The following is a 21,085-nucleotide window of genomic DNA, read 5'->3' as shown; positions in this document are numbered from 1 at the left end:
ACGAACATATTTTCGATTTATCTTATCCCTTATCCATCCTCTTATTTTGTTATCCTATACATTTGTGCTCTATTAACGCTTCTTTTAGGCTCTCCGTCTGGCTTTTTTATAGCTTCAACTCTTCTATAAATCCCCCATCCATTCTTAACATTAGAAGAAAACAATCTTCCTACAGTCGCTCTATTCATCGCCGGTTTGCCATCTGCTACCATGTGTATTTTTCTAAAGGTTTCAGAAGCTGTAAGCAAATCAAATTCAATGTCTCTATCAGGATCCGCATCCTTTTCCTTGATTTTTAATTCAATAAAGGTCTCTACCTCTTTGAATATGTCATCATAAAACGCTTGAACTGGAGGTTTTTCCTCTTCGGAATATTTACCATAGTATTTCTGTAATATCTCCACAGTTAGCTCGCTGACACTACATTTCTTTAATTTTGCCTCGTTCTCTAAGAGTTCTTTTATATCATCCGGCGGATAAACTTGTATTCTTTCCATGTGTTCCATTCCTCCTTCTTGACTTGTTTATCGCGTAAGTTACCCGAAATCTGATGAGACTATATTATCATTGTTCTTCGCGTAAGTCAACCGACACTTTCAAAAAAACATTAAGACGCGTTCTCTTGCTTTTCTACAGCTTCATAGCGAATCTGTCCACTCTTAATAAAAACATTCCACTTCTTTAAACACTTTGTATTAGTGCAGATAATTTCAATATCACCATTATCCGCCCTAAGCAGAACCTTCCCACACTTGGGACAAGTAACTACCAATTTGTTATCATTAAACTCTTTTAACATGCCACCACCTCCAGCAAACAATTCTATAAACTGCATATAATCAAGAGTTCAGCGCTGTATCTCTCTTTTGATGATACGAGCATAGCATAATAAAATACCCTTTTCGAAACACGCCGTGTCACGAAAAAAGCGGCTTACAGAGATGTTTTTCTCCATAAACCGCTTTATCAATATCATATTCTCGAAACACGCCGTGTTTTAAAAAAATTTATTTATTTTGTAAGAGCTTCTAATCCCATTTCCATAAGCTGGGCATTACAATATTCAACATCAAAATCATACATAGTCTCCAGAATCTTTCTGTAAATCATTTCGTTTGGATTTGAGATTCTAAGAGGAGCACCTGCTGATTGTAAAAACTTCTCACTCACTGATGGCGGAAGATTCATCCCTATGCTCAGTACAACAAGGTTTTTTACTGAAATACTTACAGTGCCACGCAACCACCTCTGTATCTGGCTCTTTTCTAATCCCACTCTTTCTGCAAGTCCTTCTGAATCAATCCCTCTCTTGTCCATAAGGAAACTCAAGGATTTAGGGAAACTTCCCGGCATAGAATCCAATGCGTCATCTTCCCATTCGGCATCTGCCTTCATAGCCGCAAGTCTTTCTGCAGCATCCTCTATCTCTGCATTTAGCGGGCATTGATTAAATGATACGATAGAACAATATTCTGCAACGGCCTTGGCATACATAGCATCCTGCATATACTCGTAGGTGCTATAGCGGCTTTGATCAAATTGCCTGTCAAAGACAAGACAACACTCATCCATATGCTCTTTTGCGTAGTGAGTGAGTACAAGCTGACCGCCCATTTTCATTACATATTTGGGGTCTCTGATACAAACATGGTTATCCACAAATACGTAATATCCCTTTGCTACCTGCTCCTGTAGCTTGGGATTAGATATACATGCAATGGAAAAATCAAGGAAACTTACATCAAAGGTCTGTCCCTTCTTCAAACTTCCTTCTTTAAATGAATAATTACCAATAAATCTGTCATCGACATATGTATAAATTCCCTGGGCTTTTTCATATCCAAGGTCGATAAGTCTTAGTTTTGCAGATACATTTGATACATCAAAGAAAGCTGCAAAATCAAATATCACACTCTGCAAGATTTCAGTATCAGATGCTTCTGGTGAATTATTCCTATATCCTGAAATCAGTTCCTCTGCTTTCCTCTTAGCTGGTTCGTATGGCATAAGCAGTCTTGGAGCTATTCCATTTGCCTGCCATTCCATCCAATCCAAGGGTTCCCATTTGTCTTTCTTTTTAGCGCTTTCTCTTGTCCAGCAGTAATGATAGTTACCCTTCTCAGTGTAAAGCCTTATGAAATCATGGAACCTCTTATGATAATGCCAATGAACACACTCGTGTGCAACAGTATTATTCTTGGAGCCGATATTACGCATGAAATATACTTTCGGATCCAAAAATATAGTTCCCTTATTAACCCGTCTTGATTTATAATCTCCAACTTCATCATCATAATAAGTGGTTTCCATATCAGCAAAAAATACTTCTCCGAACGCCCCACCATTATGGGTAATCTGAACTTCCTCAACCTTAAGACCCATCCGTCTTGCAAGTTCATTGACATCTATGCGCATCGGTTCCGCCAATGCTTCCGGATAATACATTGAAAGAATTTCCGTAGCAGCTTTATCAAATTCAGCTTTCGGAATCACTGGTACAAGATTGTTATCGAGTTTGTTTCGCGATAAATTCTTCTTTCCACAGTATTTTTCAATGTTTTCAATATGAAAATCCTTTAGCTCATCGTCAAAAACCACATAGCCTTCCAGACGATACCACTCAGAAGTGTCATCGTCATGCCTGTAATTTCTAATAGTCTCATAAACATAGATAGATGCCTCTACTAATATTTCGAGGTCAATCCTATCACCGTCCCCCATCGTAGGATGAATAACCTTGATAGAATAACTATCCAGTTCTGCCTCATCAGGAGTTTCGATTTCCTGATAATCTCCTTCAAGTTCCTGAGGATGCTCCTCAATATAGCTTGCCAATTCGTTAAATATCTCGTCATCAAACCTATCTTTGATGACGTCTTCAAAATAACCCTGTCCCGCCATACATTATTTAACCTCCGACTACATATAATCATATGGTGATTTTTTTGCTTTTACTCCTGTTGATATAGATGCCTCTGCCTCATCCCTAGAGACAAATAGTCTGTGCTCTTTCACTTTTATACCACCACCAGAATCCTTGAACCGTATAAGATACATGCCTCCGGAACAGTTTTTTATCTCTACTTCTCGAATAATCCTATTGGATTCAATAATATAAGCTGTATCTCCTGCTTTCAGTTTTGCCATAGCATTACCCCTAGTACTTCACAACTATCTGATTCGCCTCTTCCTCTGTAATATCCTCATAATCCCAGTCTTCACCACAGAATATACACAGAGCCTCTCTTTCTTCATGCCATGTTCCGTCAGGATTCTTTCTCTCCATAAGCCCTCTATTGTACCTATAAACATGTTCAGCCGTCATATTCTCATGGTCATATTCATATGCTATCCAAAACTTTTCATTTGACATCTACCATCATCCCCAATCATGACATATCTCTGTAAGGACACTTTTTACATATGATTCTTGTCAGACTCATTTGGTACCGGAACCATTACAACTTCGTTAACCTTTATGTACTTATCCTTTGTAAGATAGCAATATGTCTTCCCGCCGCTCTCAAAGCATACAGAAAGATATATGTACTTCTTCGGCCCAAATAATCCCATGTCATGCTCCTCCTACGCTTCAGACAGTAATTTTTCAAGAGTGGCAACTGTATCTTCATCTGCTAAGATGGTGCAGCCATAATCAAGGTCCACGCATAACTCAAAGCCATACTCGCCAAGCTTGCACTTATAAATATCACATTCTGGCATCATCTCGGATTTCCCAATCTCAACGCCTTTTTCTAAAAGAAATCTCTTAACTAACTCTGTTTCTTTATCAACAGATAAAGGTCCAGGGAACCTAAAACCAAGGTGCGTTTTGTCTCCTTCTGGTATGTAGACTTTCACCAAACCACCTCCTATCCAGCAATATAAAACTGTGCAGTAAGAAAATACAAAGGATTATTTCCAACGGCTCTGCTATCAGATATAGTTTTTGTAATCCTGTATGTCCCCGGTGAAAGCTTTCCATAGAGCCACTCCCAGTCCGTTACCATTTCTGCTTCTCCTTCGTTAGGAAGAATATATCCTTCATCTGTAAAAGCTCCGTTGTCGATAATCATAGGTACGTTTTCCCATGAATCCCCGTTTTGCACCTGCAATGTGTACGACTGACCATAGGTAAGTTCTTCTGTATCCCTTTTATCATACTGTCTGAAATGAACCGTTAAGCCGCTAGGCGTTACATCAGTTACACTCATCATAACGGCAATCGCATCTTCTTCGGACTCTGGAATATACTGACCAATACCACCTGCGATCTTAGATGTATCAAACTTCATGGTATCAAGAATTTCCATAGCCTCATCCCACATTTCATCTGTCCACGAAGAGCAGTCTGTGTGTTGTGCTACTATCTGAGGACTACCATTGTTAAATGTAATAAAGTCCCAGTGCTCGTGATCGTCAAAAGTTCCTATATGAGCTGTATCTCCGCCAAGAATAGTTTCTTCTTCCGATAGTCCCGTCCCACATACACCAAAACTATCAGAGCAGAACAACTCAATCTGTCCACCTGACGCACTCTGCGGCTTTAAAATAAGTCCGTAAAGTCCATACATCATCTTATCACTGTCAACAGGAGCTTCCTCTGAATCCCAGTCTCCCGGCAGACTGACAGATATCTCTCCATAAGGGCCTGTAGCCGATACACTATCTGCTTCAAATTCCTCTTTTGAAGGCTCAGATACAACTTCCGTACTTTCTGCTTCCGGATTATTATTTCCTTCTGCTACCGGCAGAGTCTGATTGCCACATCCTGCCATCAGTAGAGAAAAGACTATAAACGCACTTAATGCCATACTTTTCTTTTTCATACGGACTCCTCTAAACTTATTCCCTAATTTTTCCTTTGCTGTTACTCACTATTAGCTTCATTTGTCTATTTCCCGTTTCGTAAATGCTCCATAGTCGGTACCTTCGTTTTTTAAAGCCACTGTGATATCATGTATCATTTTAGTGGCTTTCGGATACTCTCGGGGAGCTTTGGTGACCAAGGCAACAGATCTTCAAGGAAGTCTCGGTTTGTATCTTCCATGTGCTCCGGAATGACTTCGAGTAGATAGCGGAAGTATTCGTAAGGCTTCAGATTATTCGCCTTGGCGGTTTCTGCGATACTGTAGATCATAGCCGATGTCTTTGCACCATTTATGGTATCGATCACCTGCCAGTTCTTCTTTCCGATGCAGAAACCTCTGATCGCGCGTTCGCTGGCATTGTTGTCGATGGGAACCTCGCCGTCCGTCAGGAACACTCTCAGGTACGGTTCCTGGTTCAACGCGTAGGTAAATGCTTCGCCAAGCTTGGTAGATTTTGATACTTCCGACTCATGTTGTTTGAGGTACACAAATAAAGCATCAACAAGCGGTTTGATCACGACTTGTCGCTGCGTCAATCGATCCTCGGAGGTTAGGTCCTTTAGCTTACCCTCTTCCCGGTAGATTGCCTGGATCTGCTTCATCACCAGATAGGAAACGGTGCCTTTTCGTGCATTCTTCGGAAGCACCTCCTGCGCTTCTGAGAAGCGACGCCTACAGTGCACCCAGCACCCTGCTATGGTGAGATCCCGGAGTTCCTTATCAAGTGTGTGGTACACCTGATAACCATCCGTAACGCAGATTCCCTGGTAATTCCGCAGGAATTCTCTGGGATGAGATGTATTCCTCGTCTTTTGGAATTCATACAGAACGATCTGATGATCTGTCTGCATGTACCCCGATCGATACACCCACATCCAGCTTTTCGATCCTGCCGGCCTGCCATCCCGGTTTACCAATACCGGTGTTTCATCGGCCTGTATGACATGATATTCATACAGAAGCTGATGAAGGTAGTCATACATCACGGCGATGTAATCTTCGCCCAACCGGATCATCCAGTTGGCCATCTGCTGTCTGGTGATGGGAAGACCATAACGCTCCATTTCCCGCTCGATACGCGCAAGGGGAGCCGCGTTGACATACTTGCCGTTCATGATGGCAGCTGCCAAAGTTGGGGAGACAAGGCTACCACGGAGCAATGCCTTGGGATGCTTTGCTTTTACCATGTGGGTCTCATCCTTCTTACCGGCATACACGCCGATGTGATGTACCTCAACTTCGACTTTCGCCGGTGTAAAAGCATACCGTTTAGAGATCGCATCCGGGAGTTGTTTCCAGCCTTTTTCACCGAACTCAGCAGTGAGTTCTTCGTCGGTCATGTAGTGATCGACGCGAATCTCCGGAATGCCCTTGAGATCCAGATCCTTTTTACCGACTTGCTTCTTGCCTCTGGATCTTACTTTCGGTTCATCCTCTTCGGGTGCTTCAAGATCGGCGATCGCTTCTGCCTCGTTGAAAAGGATGATGTTGCCATCCACTTCGGCGAAACATAGCTGATTGGGATCATCCATCTTTTCGGATGAACGTCCAAACCGCGCCTTGTTAGAAAGAACGACCTGTTCCAGGATGCGCTGCATCTTTTCATCCATCTGAGCGAGCTGGGTATTCTGTTCCTCTACCTGCGCAGAAAGCTTTTGGACGAGTTCCTGCTCGGCAAGAAACAACTGAATGATCAGCGACTTGTCAATCGTATTCAATTGTTCTTCTGTATAGATCATTGCCATAACAAGAACCTTTCCTAACGGTTCTAATTATAGCAAATACAGCGCTGTTATGCGACTTTCGGGCATTCGCCTTACCGTCAAAATGACGGTGGATAACAGTTCCAAAAAGCCAAGGAAACGATTCCAATCTTTGACTTTTTGGAGTTGTTATCCACAATCCGTTCCGCTTTGAGAAAAAAGTAGGAAAGCAATCCTCATTTCTCCGGCAGAAGGTGGATAACTACCCATTGGCTCAGTATTTCAGCCATTTGGTGGCAAATTATTTTCTACGTTTTGCACAATACTTACATTGCTTTTGGAGGATCTGTCAGCTCTGTGATCGGGTGCTTTGCAATGATTTCCAGTCCCATCATCAGAGCTTGATATTGCTCCTCTGATATTTCAACGGCCTCGTTTGCTGACCGAGGCCAGTTGAAGGCACCGATTTCCAAACGCTTGTAGCATAAGAGGAAACCATCTCCCTCCCAGATGAGAGCCTTTATCCTGTCACACCGCTTGCCGCAAAAGAGGAAGATCGTGTCCTTGTCATACGGATCCAGGTTGAACTGAAAGCGGACGATCGAAGCCAGCCCTTCGATTCCTCGCCGCAGGTCGGTGTATCCCGTTGCAAGATACACTTTCTTGAATCCGGCCGCATCCTTAAGCATGATTGGCAGCCCGGAATAATCGGATCAGAAATCCGTCGGAAATGTCCTCGGGGATTTCCATCGTGGCTTTTCCTAAAGTGAGCTTCACGGAATGCTGGTTCCTTGCTACTGGTTTCGGCAGTGGCAATTCAACAAAGGTCTGTGGTTTTTCGGCCGGGGTGGATAACAATCCGTTATCGGCGACAGATAACGCTGTTTCAGGTACTATTTCATCAACGGCACCGATAGCATACTCTTTGATCCGGTGCAAGTGATCATAGTAAGTTTGCTCTTTGATGCCATTCTCTAGGCACCATCGTTTTACCGACATACCTGCAGGCCGCGCCTTACAGGCCCTGACTTCTTCGATCCAGCATTGATATCGAAGTTGCTTGGTGAGATCTGCTGATTTGCTCATAAGATAACCTCCTAAAGTTGATACTCCGGGAACTATGAAAACTATGGCCATAGTTTTCGGAGTGTGGACATACCACGGAGATTATCTCAGATCAGCGAGGCGAGTGGGAGGGTACCTACGTTGGAGCATTTACCCCGTTTCAGCATTATATTTAAATCATCACGTTTCTTAAGGTTTATTATAACAAACGATATTCTTTTACGCATCAAAAGAGCCCCGTTTCCGGAGCTCTTTATATCTAGATAAATATAACCTTATATCCTTATTCTTCTATTGCTGATTTAGGTGCTTCCTTTGATCTATAGTAATCGTCAAATAGTTTGTTAGCTGCATCAAGCGTATCCTTACTGATACTAGGGAGTTCTCTTCCCCAGGCTTTTGTGGCCATTTTATAGCCTTTTTCCATAGCAGCCTGCATCTCTTTCATCTTGTCAACATCATCACCTGCAAGAGCACTCGCAAAGTCAAACAGTCTCTGAGACGTCTGTTTTACTCCCCAGTAACCGTCTTCGGAAATATCCTTCTGAGCCTGTGCCTTTGTAGCTGCATCAACAGTAAACTTACCGCTTGCAAGAGTTCTCCAAATGCTATTCTCATCGGATGCTTTACCAAAACTATCTACCTGACCAGATAAAGTTTTCTGAACGAGATCAATGAGCTGGGATTTTCTGGATTCCATATCTGCTTTAAGCTGATCCACAAGAGCACTTCTGTCTGCTTTGCTCATTTTGTTTATTGAATATAATCCGGAACTCTGTGCGCCGCCTTTCTCATAGGTAACTCCCTGTCCTTCTGCAATCTTATTGCCAACACGGACCGCTGTATCTACATTTTTTAGCTTCTCTGCTGCATATTTTTCATCCTTTGCCATTCTCTCCATCTCTGATGTTGAGAATACGACAGACGTTGATTTTGTGCTCTGTTTTACAAGCGCCTTCTTATCATCAGAGTCGTTGGCAACAATAAAATCATAATCGCCATACTTACTTCTAAGATCTGCAAGATAATCCTGTGCCTTCTTTGAAAGCTTGTCTTCACTTGATTTAACAGCAGGTGCCTCATACTGCGTGCTAGCTCCCACCTGTGATACGCCACTTATTCCTATTGACATGAAATCAGCCTCCTTTACTAAATGATTACATATTTCTATTAAAGATTTGCTATAAACATACGTGACTTTCTTAGTATCCTTTCAAGGAAATCATCCCTTGCTTTCTGACTTCCATCTATTTTTGTCTATAGCGAAAGATCAATATATGCGCCTGTAACGCCTCCAAGGCTCATGGTTTTAAACGATGAGAAGTCAATATCTGAAGAATCTACCTCTACAATATTCTCTTTCATAGCCTCGTTAAACTCATGGCATCCTTTTCCTATTGCTAAAGCGGCTTCGTTAGACTCATCTCCAAGTATTTTCTCTTTTTTCCTCTGTTCCTCTTCCTCGCGTTCATCCCATTCAGACTCTTTTGATTCCGCTCTTTTCTTCGCCATCTGAGCCATAGCCTGTGCAGCCTTTGCAGCTTGATATAACTTAGAGTCATAATCCATTAATCTACGCTCATCTGACGAGGGAACATTATCTCCATTTGCCAGACTACGAAATACAGCCATAGCCTTTGCCTGATCTTTTGCTATTCTTTCAGTAGCAGCTTCCTGAGTCTTTTCAGCAGCCATTTCAGCCTGAGTCTGAAGCATTCCAACATAATCTTTTCGATCCTTTACAAGTTGTCTGCTTGCCTTCTCTGTAAGAACCAAGGTATCCTCTTCATTCGATAAAACGACCTCTTCTCCAGCCTGATTTTGTACCTTTGTCCCCTTGGGAATGCGGTATGCTTCGTATGTATGTAAAAAGCTTGAATAATCAACACCTGAAACACTCATTCTTATTCCTCCGTTATCCCTTGATATCAAACTTCGATCCAACCATGCGCTCCGACTCCGTCATAACTCTGCCAGCAGCACTATTGTATGAGTAATTCTGAACTTTAAAGAGGAGTTCATCCACAGAATTAGCTTCAAATGTAATATATTCCTCGTTATCAATAGCCTCAGCATCCTCTTTATCTGAGTCTGTCTTTTCTGCCTTTTTATCCTTTGTTTTCTGAATCCGCTCTTCCTGGGCTTTCTTCTCTGCTTTCTTCTTTTCCTGCTGCTTTGCAGCCTTCTTTTCTGCCGCTTTCTTTTCTATGCGTTTTTTCTGTAGATCCTGAGATTTTTCTACCGTAGCAAAGAAGTTCTCTTTACCATTTGAATCTACCGACATACCAAAGTTCTTAACACTTGCTCCGCTACTTGTAAGACTGTTCTTTGCCTCAGCCATCTTCGTCTGTGACATAGCGATAATCCCTTCAAATTTCTTCCTGAAGGACTCATCCGTAGCCATGCGTTCAAGCTTTTCCTCGTCAATAAGAACAACCATCTTATTTGCGTTACCATAAGCCGCCGCATTAGCCTGAACCTGGGCTTTCATATCCTTGCTGACAGCAATAAACTCCATGTTATGAAACTTTCCCTTTAGCTGGTTGTAATAATCTTTTGCCTTATCGGAAAGCTTAACATCACCGATAGTATTCCCATATTCGGTTGCTTTGGGTACAAGGGAACTTTTAGTATCGATAGGAGTAAAGCCTTTTGTTTCAACTTTAGAAGTCTGGCTCTCCTTAGAAGAATTGCTTGACGCAACTTTAGAAGAAGTCGATTCGTATGTACGCTCCGACCCTCTATTTATCTGATCTGGCTGCCTATATGCAGAAATAACACCACTAATACCTGCCATATCACTCTACCTCCTTGTAGATAAACACTGAAATCCGTTTCAATGCACAAAAAGACAGTTATAGTCATCTTCTATCTATTTATCGGAGAGAGCTTTACAAAAATTAACCCCGAAAACAAAATTTCCGGGGCTTTTTGAAAAGAATTATCATTTTACCTTATCCAAGCCCAGGCGTCGCCTGTAAATGTAAGGTCATCCTTGGATATGTTTCCGCCTAAAAACTTAGTCCAAAAGTCTTTCATTCCAGCAAATCTGAGGTTCTCATCGTTCTTGAAGCTTGCAATTAAGTCATCAACTCGCTTCGCATCTTCGGGCGACTCGTATTTTAGTTCCCAGCTTGAAAGGACTTTACCGTTCTGGCATTTTTTACTGCTGATCCCGTCTGCTCCTATACAGGTGATTGTCCAGACCTTTTCCTTTTTATCGTCCTCATCAACAGATGCGCACTCTGTAGCGGCACTTGTGTAAGACACTCCCACAGATGTAGTACCAACAAGCTGAATCTCCTGATACTTTGACAGAGCATTGCTCTCCATCTTCTGCGCTTCCTTTGCGGTCATAAGAACAGTCTGATCATCGGTCTTAAGCTTCTTTGTCCAGTTCTTTTCATGGTCAACGCCGTCTTTCGCAGAAACTTCACCGGATTCCTCAGTTTCAGAAGATGCTCCGGCATCAAAACCCGTTGCTACAGCTAAAGCTGCAGATGATGCTGCAATTGTCCTCATCTCCGGATCAGCTTCCATAGCCGCCTTTTGAGCAGCCTCGTCCTGCATTTCCTTCATTTCACGCAAACGTTCCTTAAAAGCGTCAATATAATTATCAACACCCTCAAGCATCTTATCCCATTCTTCAGCGGACATATCGCGCCAGTCTTTTTCTTCTTTCAGTTCCTGAGCTGATATCTTATTGGCATCTTCAAACATCTTTATAGCATCCGACAGATCTACGGTTTTTGAAGTACTATTACTATAATATGTTCTGAAATCACTCCATGATACCAGACTGTCTATGATATTCTGACATTTCAACCCATGTTCATAAGCCTTGGGCATAGCAAGATAGGTCTCTTTAGCATTCTGTAAGATAGCAGTCCAATCACGATTTTGTGACCATGCTGCCATCGGATCAGCGATTCCATTACAAAATCCGTTATATTCAGCCTGAGATGAATATGCTCTCATCTTATTAAAGGTCTTCATGCCTGTATTATCTGTGAGACCCTTATCATCCATATAAGATGTCAATGCGAACATCTCTATCTCGGTAGCATTCTTCGGGTCAACATCATTCACTCGAACCTCATAATCTCCAACCTTTATGATCGGATCCTGCTCCGTCGAAGAACCGGCATATTCGGCAATGAACCCTCTGCTTCCTATTGTCATGATACCGATATTCTTCCCATCACTAGATGAAGTGGTTCGGGAAGTCGCTTTCCCCATAAATTCTGTGTCAAAAGCAGTATCTGTATAACCTGGTTTAGAATTGTATCTTCCATACTGATATGTTTGACTATAACTTGTTTGTACTGCAAATGGCATAGTCTCCTCCTTTCCGCAGCTCATCTGTCAGTCAGAGCTGCACCGCTCCCCGGAAAGGTCCGAGCGGTAAATAGCATTTTTTACAGATAATCTAAAAGATTCGTCCATCTATTGATGTTCTTCCAATTCCTATCATTATTCAGTTCTAATTCAAGCTGTTGCTCAAACCAGCTTCTGTAATCAACAATGGTATTCTCATTTGCATTAGGCATCCTGTGTTGCAAGTATAAATGTGCCACTATCAAATCGGGCGCAGGATTCTCAATTTTACCCTCCGCCTCCAAATGATACATTCTTACAGACAGGTCAACCATATTACAGGAAGAAGCGTTTACCTTTTCTGCATCAACTACCCGTTCTTCTTCCTTTCCGTTGTCATATTTTAGTTTTACCAGATATTCTGAAGCGGCCCCTTCGTTCTTGTATACCTCAGCACTATATCCAAACGGGCCATCGTGCCAATGCCATAATGGCTTGTCAGCATACACCTTAGTCTGCGATTCTCCAACGCTCATGGTTCCTTCCGCTGTATTAAACTTATTCTGCACAATATCAGCAAACGAAGTTGAAACCTGTACTTCATCTGTGCTTGTTTTCTTAGCGTAATTACTGTTAATTAATCCGTAGTTTCCTATTCCGATTACATTCATAAACTATCCTTTCAAGCGAATAACCTGGTTACTACTGCAACGCGTCCCGGATACTCTACTTACATTTACGCTCCTACAGAAAATGTGGGCAGGCTGTCATATACTTCTCTAAGTGGGCTCCAGTTCTTAAGGTCAAAACCTTCGCCCTCATCATCTTCCGCATCAGAAAAGACGTCTCCGCTTTCTTTTCCCTCTTTATCTCCCTCTTCAACTGTATTCGGGAGTTTCTCATAAGCACCTGATTTATGAAATTCTGTCGAAATACGATTGACTGCAGCAAAGATATACTCCCTATCAGGATCATTTTTTGATATGCCACTTAGAGCAGAAGATATAATCTGGTCAGCTTCTTCCTTGCTCTTTGCGTGCTTTAGCTGTTCCTCTACAGCCTCTGCCATTCTCTGTACTCTCAAAGCATGTGCGTACATGATGGGATTGGTTTTTCTTAGATAGTCCATCTCTTTCTGTGACAGCTTTTTACCAGATTGAAGCTTGGCAGTTATCTTAGCATCCATCTTAGTGCGGTCTTCCTCTGACATCTTTTCTATATCATTTCCGCTTTCTAAGATATATTGGGCAAGCTCTTTGGATGTTGTAATCCTTTTTTGCTCTTCATGATTCGGGTTAAGAAATATATTCATAGGGCTTCTCCTTATTACGAGCCGTCGTTTGTTTCCTTCAAAAGGAAAAGCGCATTTTTCAACGAACTTCAATCCATTGAAAAACACGCTTCCATCGCTATTTGATATATCGGCAACATCCTATTATTTCTTAATACCAATTTTATTTTTGATAAATATGGATCTCGCCATAGTTGATCGCACGGTTCATGTTTTCGATCTCGGCAGCCTTTACATAGACGGTAAAGCTCTGGGCTACACCTTCCTCTGTGGTAAGCTCATTGCCGGAGGAATCAAATGCTCCTGCCACGTATACATCTTCCACATATAGAGTGAGTTCGTCTGTTGCAGGGTCAACTGCATATACATCAATGATTGCTCCCTCTCTTAGCTTTCCGTTTACGCCCTTATCGAAGTTTGAAACTGCAATACTTGTCACCTCATACCCGGACTTATATTTATCAAGCCTTGCATCTGTGGGCTTGATATTACCGGAGTAAAGGATCTGACCGCTTCCAATGGGGATATTGGTATAAAAGCCCTTTTCTTTTAAGTCCTTAAGAGACGTATAGGCATTCTCAGCTACCGCGTTCCCGTCCACCTGGATCACATCAAAATACTGATCAACTTCATCCGGTGTGATATAGGCGTTTACCCTCACATCCTGACTGGCTACAACCACATTCTTAAGAAGGGTCTCACGCTCTGTCATCTTATCCATCACAAGATAGATAGCTGCCACAAGTACTACTGTAATAAGGAGCGGCACAAGTACGATCTTTACAATCCCCGGTGCTTTTACCTGCCTTTTTTCTTTCTTTTCCTTTTTACCCTGCTTAGGGGCTTCCTTTACATTAACCTTTTTCTCAAACATTATTTTGCCTCCTCGTAACTTTCTTCACTATTGATTTCCAAAGTACAATACAAGTCTCTACTCTTTCCTATGGGCTCGCCTCCGATAAGGCTCTGTAAGTCAAATGTGACCTTCCCATAGGCACTTGTTTCTTTTACCGTTTCGCCTGTCGGGGTTTTTACATCTCCAAGTGCCCCTACCGTCTGGCTCCTTCCGCCTGACTCATTAAAGGTTGTGATGGTTACTTCCCCATCTTCTACTTCATAACAGATAAATGTGGGATAGCGGATATTTCCGTAAAAGTCATTCTTAGACTCAATGGCATCCTTCATGCAGTCTCTGTAGAGCCTATAACTTTCATCAAGATCCCTGAATCTTACTACCGCCGTACCTGTTCCTTCCCAGGTCTCAAAGTAGTAAATATCATCTGCAACAAGAGCTGCAAGTACTGAGTCTGCCAGTGCATCATCCACATCATGCTGGATGGTCTGTAATTTGCTGCTTGCCAGCATAAAGAGCGTAATGATGACCATGATAATTGCCATTGTAAAGAGCATCACATATCCGATTGCACCGGTCGCTTCCTTCTTCTTTTTCATACGCCCTCCTTACTGCTTTGCCGTGGTCTGCCTATGGATCGTTATGGTTGTCGGGTGATGAGCCACCTTCGAGATACCACCTGCAAATGCGAGAATATTGTCATCATAGGTTCCCGTGATCTTAAGGTATATCCTCTCTCCATAGTCCACTTCACTTGTTGTGGTGCCGGAAAGACTAATATTGTATAGCCCATAACCTTCAAGCTCATGGATGAGTGCCTGTTCATCCTCCGGCTTTAGATACCCTTCCGTTTCCATGATAAGAAGCGTCTCTCTTGCTGCCTGTCTCATAGACCACTTATCATTAATGGAAGAAAAGGCTCCAAAAACGATCACAAGAAAGGCACAGACCATAACGATGCTGATAAGACTTACAAGCACGTTTTCAATAACTGATGCCTTTTTCTTCTTTAATAAAAGATTTCTCATAGAGCCTCCCTTCCTAAAATGCGATCTGCATATCAAGTAGCTTCATGATGATGCAGTATAAAATCATGATCAGAAGATCAAATGCTATAAGGAGCACATACACCATCGTTTTATTTTCAAGGACGATGCACTTTCGTTTATTTACACCTGCCTGACCACGCTCGATGTTATTCTCTAAAGTCTTAAGAGCTTCCTCCACATGCCCTGTTGTCTGCAGGGACTTAATCACTGTACAAAAGCTTGCAATCTCAGGTGTTGTAAAGCACATCTCAAACTCGTTTAAGGATTCCTCAAGACTGCGTCCTGCATCGAGGTTACTTCGAAGCTTTATCATTCCCATCTTAAGGCGCTTGTTCTCAACAACTATGCAGGCATCCTTTATGGCATCAATGATGTACTGACCACCACGCTTTCCGTAAAGAACAGATCTACTCATCTCGCAGATATCCGGCATCATGGCTTCATTACTCTGCTTGTTTTCCAAAGACAGATACAGATCAAGGAAAAACCAGGCAAAAGCCGTAACTGCCGCTGTGATAATGTACCCTGCATCTGCATGAAAGACCTTTACAGATAGTAAAAAGGTGATCACTCCCGCTACAGAAGCAAAAAGCGCTTTATACAGATACCACTGGGACACTAGGATTCCGTCTCTTACAAAAATATCTGCCCCGTACTTTTTAAGCTTTATTTGCTTTCTGAGGACAAATTCCTGAAAGTGCCTGCCTTTCTTAAGATTTTCAAGCTGCTCTTTTGCATAGGTCTTACTATCTGATCCCTCTTTTCTAAGAAGAAGGGTCTGTATCGTAGTAAAGACAAGTGCAAAGATTAAAAATAATAAAAGTCCTACTATCATCTTCTCCTCCTTACTTATCCACTCCGAAGAGCTTTGTGGTTACAAACAGATACAAAAGACCTGTGATAAACAAAATGAACTGGCCTGCCATGTTTCCTGTAAGTATCGCCTTTACATCTACTCCGATACCCTTTCCGATAAGAGCTACAATAATGACACTCATGATGGATATAGACACAAGAGTGATCTTCATGGAAAAGAGGATGTTCTTTCTCTCTTCCCTTGCGCTCATGGCTTCCGCCACCTGATTCATCATCTGCTGTAACACCTCTTCATAATTTGCCTGATAGTGCATACAGTTCTTAAGATTCACAATGATGGTCTGAAATGTTCTGTTATCTACAGATTCCTTCATTACATCAAAGGCAATGTCGATATCCCCGGTCTTTTCTGCATCAAGTAAAAACTTCTTTATTAGCTCTCTTATGGGACCGTCCATACTTGGAAGAGTCCTTGTCATAATGGTTACGATATCTGAGCTTCCTTTTGCATGGTTACTTAGTATTGAAATAAAAAGGCTCGTATCCTCTTCGATCTGGTTGTAGGTTCTTCCAGATAAAAAGATCACCACCAGAAACTCTGCCGTAACTACTGCAAGAGCAACGAAAAGTCCAAGGAATACATTACCTGCGAGGTTAGATACCAAAATCGCTGTAGTAATAAGGCTTATAAACAATATCCCTATAAAGACCTCTCCCGACAGGTGCGGAAATGTCTTCTTTAGTCCGCTCATGGTGATCAGCCTGTCAATCTTATATAGAAAGCTCCTGTTTTCGATCACTCCATACTTTGATACAAACCAGTTCTCTTCCTTTACCTTCTTTTCAAGGTTTCCTTTATACTTTCCGTAGATTTCCTGAAAGATGCTGCGCTTTAAAAACTCCTTATGGATAATGAGGCTTACAATAAAAACACTAATTGCTATCACTATCCAAAGTGCTATCCTCACTGGATTCATCTATCTCACTCCCTTCTGTTTCTTCCTCTTCTTCAGGACTTGCCCCTATTACAATCTCTGACTCATCAAGCCCCGGATCGGAATTCTTTTCTATATCTTCATAATTAATGTCAAGGCTTGGATCAAAGATGCAGACTCCGTACTCGTCATACTGCTTTATAGGATCATTCCAGTTAATGTCCGGATCATACGCCTTCCCGTTATAGGCTAAAAGGTCTTCATCCGTCACATATCGAAAGAGCCCCACGCCCTGTACGAAGTAGTACCCTGACTTAAACCAATCCGGGATCTCAATCTTTATACAGTTGGCATGTAAGAACTCATAATCATGACAGACAAACCGCTCAAGCTTTCCAAAGCTATGGATGTTGGCTTTTAACTTAAAGTCCTGATAAAAGGTGCCTGTGTAAAACTCGCAGATATAGGATTTATCTTTTTCAAGATTCATTACGGTTCCACCATCTGATACGGTTTCCTCATTTACTTCCATGCCGCCTACCTTATCAAGGTAAAGACGAGCTATAGTATCAAACTCTGTTACCTGAGCCGCCTCTGATTTCATATCCACGTAGTATTTGTAATCATCTTCATCCGTCTCTGCGTAAGTTATGAAATAGTGTCCGCCTCCATCAGCTTCCATGTTTGATACTCCGATGGAACACCCGTAATCAGCAAACCTTTCAAAGATGATCTCCTCCGGAACTGTAGTATCTGAGATATAGATAAGGGCATTCTTACTGGTTACAGTGGGGATCTGATCATCTATATCTGACGGGATCCAGATACTTCTTGGATACTGGTCAATGTCTGACAGTTCATCTCCCTTAAAGTTGATATCCCCTAATGGACAGGCAAAGAATACCGGATCTCCTACCCTGTCCTGAGATAAATCATTTCTGATATCTGTTTCTCCCTCATGCTCCCAGACATAAGCTTTGCCGCTCGAAAGCTCATAGACATTTGAGTACTCATTTGGCTTATCCTCAGTCTGTCCCTCTAAAGTCTGAAACACGCTGCAGCCCGTTAAGGAAAAAGAGAGCACGCTTGCAAGTACTGCCGCTACTATGTTTTTCATACTGCCTCCTTCTCCTTCGTGAAGGGATAAACCTTTTCAAGTACGAGCTTTCCTTTTTCATGGTCAAAGTCCATGATCCTTACGATTTCATCCACACGGAAATTCCTAAGATGCACCACATACTCAAAACCAAGAAGCTGCTTTAATGCTTCCCTGTTTCCATAGCCTGTTGCCTGTGAGATATAATCTGCCATCTTTTCTACTGCCATCTCACAGCTTTCGCCGTGTACAGATGTCCAGCACTTATGTCCTGTCATAGAAGCCTTTGAAAGTCCGGCAGCTTCTGATCCTTCCTTAACCTCTCCAACGATTACCCTGTCAAGGTCTACAAGAAGTGCTACTCTTGTAAGGTCTCCAAGGTTATAGCTGACTTTACTATCTCCGCCATTTACCATGACATGAGCGGCAATTAAATCCGGATGATGCAGGTCAAAAAGCTCTGCATTCTCCTGACAGATCATGACAGAATCTGTTTCAGGGATCTTTTCAAGACAGGCATTCATAAGCGTTGTCTTACCGGATGCACCTTTTCCAGTAAAAAGGATGCCTCTGCCCCTGATCATGCGGTGTAAGAGGATATCAAACTCTGACTTATCCTCTGAGATATAAAAGTCCGTAATCTCTTCCTCCGACAGGCTCTTTGCCACCTGGTCTGAAAACATTCCCATCTCATCAAGTTCCTTAAGAGAATACTTATCCTTCGGAATCTTTCTAATGACTACGCAGGGACTTCCTCCGACAATTAAAAGACCGCTTATGACTGCAAGACGCAGGATAAAGTCATCCTGATCTGCATCGGTAAAGGTCTGGATAGCATTTGCCGTACCAAGATTTACCTTGTTTCGCTCTAAAAGTCTTGTTACGAACCTCTCATAGCTTTCCTCTGACGGAAATGTTATAGTGCTGCTCTCCCTTTTTCCTTCACGCTTAATTCTGATATGGTTCGCATCATGGATCTTGATATCAGATATGGTCTTATCGTGGATAAGCTCATCAATAAGCCCGTATCCCCAGATTTCCTTATTTACAAAGGAAAGCACCATATCTTTATCTTCCTCTGTCATCTCATTTCCGTTTTCATCCTGAAAATCAGAAAGGCTCACCCTTATGCTCTGCAAAACCTTATCCTTATCGGATGAAAGGTTTCCGTATGTTCTTTTGTTTAAGTTATTTAAGACTCCCTGCCCCTGGTTTTCGTAGAACTCTTCTACAAGGGTTAGGGCAAGGGTTCTAAGTTCAGTTTCCCTGTTCACTGTTTACCTCCGTTTCCTCTATTACTTCATGGTGGTAACTTACAGGACGCACAGCCTTTACATAGATAAGTGCTGATACGACTGCTATTACCAGGACAAGAACAAATGCAAGAAGCTTAATAAGGAGCTTTCTTTGTGCTTTCGGATCTGCCTCCCTTTCCTTTCTAAGAAGCAGCTCCTCTTCCTTTTTAAGCTCTTCTGCCTTTTTCTTGATGCGCCCGATATCTTCTGTAGATTCATACCTTAAGGTCTTTACCGGCTTAAAAAAGTAGCAGTACATGTACTTTCCGTATGTCATGTCCTGGGTATAGTTACATCCAAAGGCAATGCCGATAAGGATAAGCCCAAGAAATATGAAGATACATACCGCTCTTGGTGTTCCAAGAAACATCGGCATGCATACATTTGCTACAATCCCTGCTCCAAGGCAGGTAAAGAAGATGATCTTCTGCAAGATGCTCTGACCTTTTAATGCATCAATCCCAAAGAGCGCATCTGAGTCTATTTCCTCTAAATTTACGTTTCTTTCCATCTGTGCCATAACTAAACCTCCTACAGCATCCTTGCTATAATCGAATCTGTTCCTCTTACAAGGCCTGCGATCACAATCGGTGTGATAGATGCCTGAACCGTCATCATGATGCAGTTTTCAATATCACTTCCACCGGAAAGCCCTGCACTTACAAGGTCTGTACATAAGGTACAGCCTGTCTTTATGATGACCACCATCATTGCTCCAGAGATGCAAAAGCCAAAGAAGGTCTTTAAAAACTGAAGCATTGATCTTCCAATCTCATGACCTCCTGCTCCCATAGCTACCGCTATCCCAGCAAAAGGCATGATGATAAGTGGCTTTAAGATTCTCTGAAATGCAGAACTGATAATGGAAAGGCAACTGGCAACCATCACAAGTACAAGGACTACCCCGCCGATTAAAAGAAGTGCTGCGCAGCCAAGCGCTTCAAAGAGTTTTCCTATCCACTCTCCCGAAAGTTCAAACTCCGGAAGCTCTAATGAGTCATGGATAATCCTCTCCAAATCTCCTCCCATCGAAAGGGTGTAGCCGCTTGCCGTTCCAAGGCTTGATGTAATACCATCTGAAAACTCTATGATGTAGCCAAGGATTTCCCACAGATGCGCTGCGACAAACAGGATGATGCAGTATCTGACCGCATCCATTAAAAACCGCTGCGCCTGCTGTTCCGGCGGAGAAGTTACCACCGATTTATAGATCGCTATAACGAAAAAGCAGGTGGCTATGGGAATGGTAGCTGCTGAGATGCTGTTATAAAGCGAATGCACCGTTCCGTAAGGTGAGCCACCTGCCGCACTCGTCGGACTTGTGGAAAATAGCGTCATGGCAAGACCCATCAGGGTGTTCCAGATAGTGAAGGAAGCGTTATAGAGTGCTTTTACAACTGTTTCCATCACAAACCTCCCTTTTTAAGTTAAAACTGCCACGAGTGCTCCAAGCCCAAGAAGCACGCCGCCTGCTACCACCGAGTAAACTGCCTGGTGCTCGCCCTGCTGATCCATCTGACGAAAAGCCATTGCAAACTTGATGCCGCCGTAAACCAGCATAACTGCGCCGATTGAGGTACCCAGTGTGATGAGGACTCCTTTAAGTGAGTCGATTGCATGTGTATAGCCCATATCCGTTTTCTCCTTTCGTTTTGGTAGGACATCCTTCGCCCTTCGTAAGTTATGTGGGACATGAGCCTTGCTAATCCGAAACAGGATTTTAAAAATTTGCAAAAAAATACCCCGAACCGTGATTTTTCACGATTCGAGGTTTATAGGTTTTTGTATGAAGCC

The 21,085-nt window shown here is 42.4% G+C and carries 27 protein-coding genes; all 27 read right to left on the bottom strand.

Features of this window, described 5'->3' with window-relative positions; translation table 11 throughout:
* Positions 1-41 precede the first annotated feature (41 nt).
* Entirely contained in the window at positions 42-497 is a 456-nt protein-coding gene (locus tag J6I68_RS04535) for a hypothetical protein (protein ID WP_292217863.1), read from the bottom strand.
* Between the two features lie 110 nt (positions 498-607).
* Complete coding sequence (locus J6I68_RS04530; RefSeq protein WP_292217861.1) at positions 608-799, bottom strand: hypothetical protein; 192 nt, start codon at positions 797-799, stop codon at positions 608-610.
* Between the two features lie 212 nt (positions 800-1,011).
* Positions 1,012-2,901, bottom strand: a complete 1,890-nt coding sequence (locus tag J6I68_RS04525; protein ID WP_292217860.1) for a helix-turn-helix domain-containing protein — start codon at positions 2,899-2,901, stop codon at positions 1,012-1,014.
* 18 nt (positions 2,902-2,919) lie between these two features.
* Positions 2,920-3,147: a hypothetical protein gene (locus J6I68_RS04520; protein ID WP_292217858.1), complete on the bottom strand. Its 228-nt coding sequence runs from the start codon at positions 3,145-3,147 to the stop codon at positions 2,920-2,922.
* A 10-nt stretch (positions 3,148-3,157) separates the two neighbouring features.
* The gene (locus J6I68_RS04515) at positions 3,158-3,373 is read right to left on the bottom strand and encodes a hypothetical protein (RefSeq protein ID WP_292217856.1); all 216 of its coding nucleotides are present in this window, start codon (positions 3,371-3,373) and stop codon (positions 3,158-3,160) included.
* Between the two features lie 44 nt (positions 3,374-3,417).
* A complete protein-coding gene (locus J6I68_RS04510) occupies positions 3,418-3,573 on the bottom strand; it encodes a hypothetical protein (RefSeq protein WP_292217855.1) in 156 nt (51 codons plus the stop codon).
* Positions 3,574-3,585: 12 nt separating this feature from the next.
* A complete protein-coding gene (locus J6I68_RS04505) occupies positions 3,586-3,861 on the bottom strand; it encodes a hypothetical protein (RefSeq protein WP_292217853.1) in 276 nt (91 codons plus the stop codon).
* An 11-nt stretch (positions 3,862-3,872) separates the two neighbouring features.
* Positions 3,873-4,829, bottom strand: a complete 957-nt coding sequence (locus J6I68_RS04500; protein ID WP_099391017.1) for an immunoglobulin-like domain-containing protein — start codon at positions 4,827-4,829, stop codon at positions 3,873-3,875.
* Positions 4,830-4,963: 134 nt separating this feature from the next.
* Entirely contained in the window at positions 4,964-6,616 is a 1,653-nt protein-coding gene (gene tnpC, locus J6I68_RS04495; protein ID WP_292217848.1) for an IS66 family transposase, read from the bottom strand.
* A 284-nt stretch (positions 6,617-6,900) separates the two neighbouring features.
* Positions 6,901-7,263: an IS66 family insertion sequence element accessory protein TnpB gene (gene tnpB / locus J6I68_RS04490; RefSeq protein WP_292217845.1), complete on the bottom strand. Its 363-nt coding sequence runs from the start codon at positions 7,261-7,263 to the stop codon at positions 6,901-6,903.
* Positions 7,256-7,660: a hypothetical protein gene (locus tag J6I68_RS04485; protein WP_292217843.1), complete on the bottom strand. Its 405-nt coding sequence runs from the start codon at positions 7,658-7,660 to the stop codon at positions 7,256-7,258. Before J6I68_RS04485 ends, tnpB begins: the two co-directional genes overlap by 8 nt.
* Positions 7,661-7,922: 262 nt before the next feature.
* Entirely contained in the window at positions 7,923-8,771 is an 849-nt protein-coding gene (locus J6I68_RS04480; protein WP_292217842.1) for a DUF6033 family protein, read from the bottom strand.
* Between the two features lie 125 nt (positions 8,772-8,896).
* The gene (locus J6I68_RS04475) at positions 8,897-9,541 is read right to left on the bottom strand and encodes a hypothetical protein (protein WP_292217840.1); all 645 of its coding nucleotides are present in this window, start codon (positions 9,539-9,541) and stop codon (positions 8,897-8,899) included.
* Positions 9,542-9,554: 13 nt separating this feature from the next.
* Complete coding sequence (locus J6I68_RS04470) at positions 9,555-10,436, bottom strand: DUF6033 family protein (RefSeq protein ID WP_292217838.1); 882 nt, start codon at positions 10,434-10,436, stop codon at positions 9,555-9,557.
* A 152-nt stretch (positions 10,437-10,588) separates the two neighbouring features.
* Positions 10,589-11,977 carry a hypothetical protein gene (locus J6I68_RS04465; RefSeq protein ID WP_292217835.1) on the bottom strand — a complete coding sequence of 463 codons (1,389 nt, stop codon included), beginning with the start codon at positions 11,975-11,977 and terminating at the stop codon, positions 10,589-10,591.
* A gap of 80 nt (positions 11,978-12,057) precedes the next feature.
* Complete coding sequence (locus J6I68_RS04460; protein ID WP_292217832.1) at positions 12,058-12,627, bottom strand: hypothetical protein; 570 nt, start codon at positions 12,625-12,627, stop codon at positions 12,058-12,060.
* Positions 12,628-12,692: 65 nt separating this feature from the next.
* Entirely contained in the window at positions 12,693-13,268 is a 576-nt protein-coding gene (locus tag J6I68_RS04455) for a hypothetical protein (RefSeq protein ID WP_292217830.1), read from the bottom strand.
* A gap of 142 nt (positions 13,269-13,410) precedes the next feature.
* Entirely contained in the window at positions 13,411-14,121 is a 711-nt protein-coding gene (locus J6I68_RS04450) for a hypothetical protein (protein WP_292217829.1), read from the bottom strand.
* Entirely contained in the window at positions 14,121-14,699 is a 579-nt protein-coding gene (locus J6I68_RS04445) for a hypothetical protein (protein WP_292217826.1), read from the bottom strand. The genes J6I68_RS04450 and J6I68_RS04445 overlap by 1 nt, the downstream gene beginning before the upstream one ends.
* 9 nt (positions 14,700-14,708) lie before the next feature.
* Positions 14,709-15,128: a DUF4320 family protein gene (locus J6I68_RS04440; RefSeq protein WP_099391002.1), complete on the bottom strand. Its 420-nt coding sequence runs from the start codon at positions 15,126-15,128 to the stop codon at positions 14,709-14,711.
* 13 nt (positions 15,129-15,141) lie between these two features.
* Positions 15,142-15,984 carry a type II secretion system F family protein gene (locus J6I68_RS04435; protein ID WP_292217819.1) on the bottom strand — a complete coding sequence of 281 codons (843 nt, stop codon included), beginning with the start codon at positions 15,982-15,984 and terminating at the stop codon, positions 15,142-15,144.
* 10 nt (positions 15,985-15,994) lie between these two features.
* Positions 15,995-16,942 carry a hypothetical protein gene (locus J6I68_RS04430; RefSeq protein WP_292217817.1) on the bottom strand — a complete coding sequence of 316 codons (948 nt, stop codon included), beginning with the start codon at positions 16,940-16,942 and terminating at the stop codon, positions 15,995-15,997.
* Complete coding sequence (locus tag J6I68_RS04425) at positions 16,899-18,017, bottom strand: hypothetical protein (RefSeq protein ID WP_292217815.1); 1,119 nt, start codon at positions 18,015-18,017, stop codon at positions 16,899-16,901. The genes J6I68_RS04430 and J6I68_RS04425 overlap by 44 nt, the downstream gene beginning before the upstream one ends.
* Positions 18,014-19,270, bottom strand: coding sequence for an ATPase, T2SS/T4P/T4SS family (locus tag J6I68_RS04420; protein ID WP_292217813.1), 1,257 nt, complete (start codon positions 19,268-19,270; stop codon positions 18,014-18,016). The genes J6I68_RS04425 and J6I68_RS04420 overlap by 4 nt, the downstream gene beginning before the upstream one ends.
* Positions 19,254-19,811: a hypothetical protein gene (locus J6I68_RS04415; RefSeq protein WP_090154175.1), complete on the bottom strand. Its 558-nt coding sequence runs from the start codon at positions 19,809-19,811 to the stop codon at positions 19,254-19,256. The genes J6I68_RS04420 and J6I68_RS04415 overlap by 17 nt, the downstream gene beginning before the upstream one ends.
* 11 nt (positions 19,812-19,822) lie before the next feature.
* A complete protein-coding gene (locus tag J6I68_RS04410; RefSeq protein ID WP_158342015.1) occupies positions 19,823-20,698 on the bottom strand; it encodes a hypothetical protein in 876 nt (291 codons plus the stop codon).
* Positions 20,699-20,713: 15 nt separating this feature from the next.
* A complete protein-coding gene (locus J6I68_RS04405) occupies positions 20,714-20,923 on the bottom strand; it encodes a hypothetical protein (protein ID WP_028247324.1) in 210 nt (69 codons plus the stop codon).
* Positions 20,924-21,085 lie beyond the last annotated feature (162 nt).

It is taken from the genome of Butyrivibrio sp. (assembly GCF_017940685.1).
GTDB lineage: Bacteria > Bacillota > Clostridia > Lachnospirales > Lachnospiraceae > Butyrivibrio.
This window is presented reverse-complemented; position numbering and strand designations above follow the sequence as displayed.

Excerpts from the sequence above, each read along its gene's own strand:
- J6I68_RS04535 (WP_292217863.1), bottom strand. The coding sequence starts at position 497 with ATGGAAAGAATACAAGTTTATCCGCCGGATGATATAAAAGAACTCTTA.
- J6I68_RS04530 (WP_292217861.1), bottom strand. The coding sequence starts at position 799 with ATGTTAAAAGAGTTTAATGATAACAAATTGGTAGTTACTTGTCCCAAG.
- J6I68_RS04525 (WP_292217860.1), bottom strand. The coding sequence starts at position 2,901 with ATGGCGGGACAGGGTTATTTTGAAGACGTCATCAAAGATAGGTTTGAT.
- J6I68_RS04520 (WP_292217858.1), bottom strand. The coding sequence starts at position 3,147 with ATGGCAAAACTGAAAGCAGGAGATACAGCTTATATTATTGAATCCAAT.
- J6I68_RS04515 (WP_292217856.1), bottom strand. The coding sequence starts at position 3,373 with ATGTCAAATGAAAAGTTTTGGATAGCATATGAATATGACCATGAGAAT.
- J6I68_RS04510 (WP_292217855.1), bottom strand. The coding sequence starts at position 3,573 with ATGGGATTATTTGGGCCGAAGAAGTACATATATCTTTCTGTATGCTTT.
- J6I68_RS04500 (WP_099391017.1), bottom strand. The coding sequence starts at position 4,829 with ATGAAAAAGAAAAGTATGGCATTAAGTGCGTTTATAGTCTTTTCTCTA.
- tnpC (WP_292217848.1), bottom strand. The coding sequence starts at position 6,616 with ATGGCAATGATCTATACAGAAGAACAATTGAATACGATTGACAAGTCG.
- tnpB (WP_292217845.1), bottom strand. The coding sequence starts at position 7,263 with ATGCTTAAGGATGCGGCCGGATTCAAGAAAGTGTATCTTGCAACGGGA.
- J6I68_RS04485 (WP_292217843.1), bottom strand. The coding sequence starts at position 7,660 with ATGAGCAAATCAGCAGATCTCACCAAGCAACTTCGATATCAATGCTGG.
- J6I68_RS04480 (WP_292217842.1), bottom strand. The coding sequence starts at position 8,771 with ATGTCAATAGGAATAAGTGGCGTATCACAGGTGGGAGCTAGCACGCAG.
- J6I68_RS04475 (WP_292217840.1), bottom strand. The coding sequence starts at position 9,541 with ATGAGTGTTTCAGGTGTTGATTATTCAAGCTTTTTACATACATACGAA.
- J6I68_RS04470 (WP_292217838.1), bottom strand. The coding sequence starts at position 10,436 with ATGGCAGGTATTAGTGGTGTTATTTCTGCATATAGGCAGCCAGATCAG.
- J6I68_RS04465 (WP_292217835.1), bottom strand. The coding sequence starts at position 11,977 with ATGCCATTTGCAGTACAAACAAGTTATAGTCAAACATATCAGTATGGA.
- J6I68_RS04460 (WP_292217832.1), bottom strand. The coding sequence starts at position 12,627 with ATGAATGTAATCGGAATAGGAAACTACGGATTAATTAACAGTAATTAC.
- J6I68_RS04455 (WP_292217830.1), bottom strand. The coding sequence starts at position 13,268 with ATGAATATATTTCTTAACCCGAATCATGAAGAGCAAAAAAGGATTACA.
- J6I68_RS04450 (WP_292217829.1), bottom strand. The coding sequence starts at position 14,121 with ATGTTTGAGAAAAAGGTTAATGTAAAGGAAGCCCCTAAGCAGGGTAAA.
- J6I68_RS04445 (WP_292217826.1), bottom strand. The coding sequence starts at position 14,699 with ATGAAAAAGAAGAAGGAAGCGACCGGTGCAATCGGATATGTGATGCTC.
- J6I68_RS04440 (WP_099391002.1), bottom strand. The coding sequence starts at position 15,128 with ATGAGAAATCTTTTATTAAAGAAGAAAAAGGCATCAGTTATTGAAAAC.
- J6I68_RS04435 (WP_292217819.1), bottom strand. The coding sequence starts at position 15,984 with ATGATAGTAGGACTTTTATTATTTTTAATCTTTGCACTTGTCTTTACT.
- J6I68_RS04430 (WP_292217817.1), bottom strand. The coding sequence starts at position 16,942 with ATGAATCCAGTGAGGATAGCACTTTGGATAGTGATAGCAATTAGTGTT.
- J6I68_RS04425 (WP_292217815.1), bottom strand. The coding sequence starts at position 18,017 with ATGAAAAACATAGTAGCGGCAGTACTTGCAAGCGTGCTCTCTTTTTCC.
- J6I68_RS04415 (WP_090154175.1), bottom strand. The coding sequence starts at position 19,811 with ATGGCACAGATGGAAAGAAACGTAAATTTAGAGGAAATAGACTCAGAT.
- J6I68_RS04410 (WP_158342015.1), bottom strand. The coding sequence starts at position 20,698 with ATGGAAACAGTTGTAAAAGCACTCTATAACGCTTCCTTCACTATCTGG.
- J6I68_RS04405 (WP_028247324.1), bottom strand. The coding sequence starts at position 20,923 with ATGGGCTATACACATGCAATCGACTCACTTAAAGGAGTCCTCATCACA.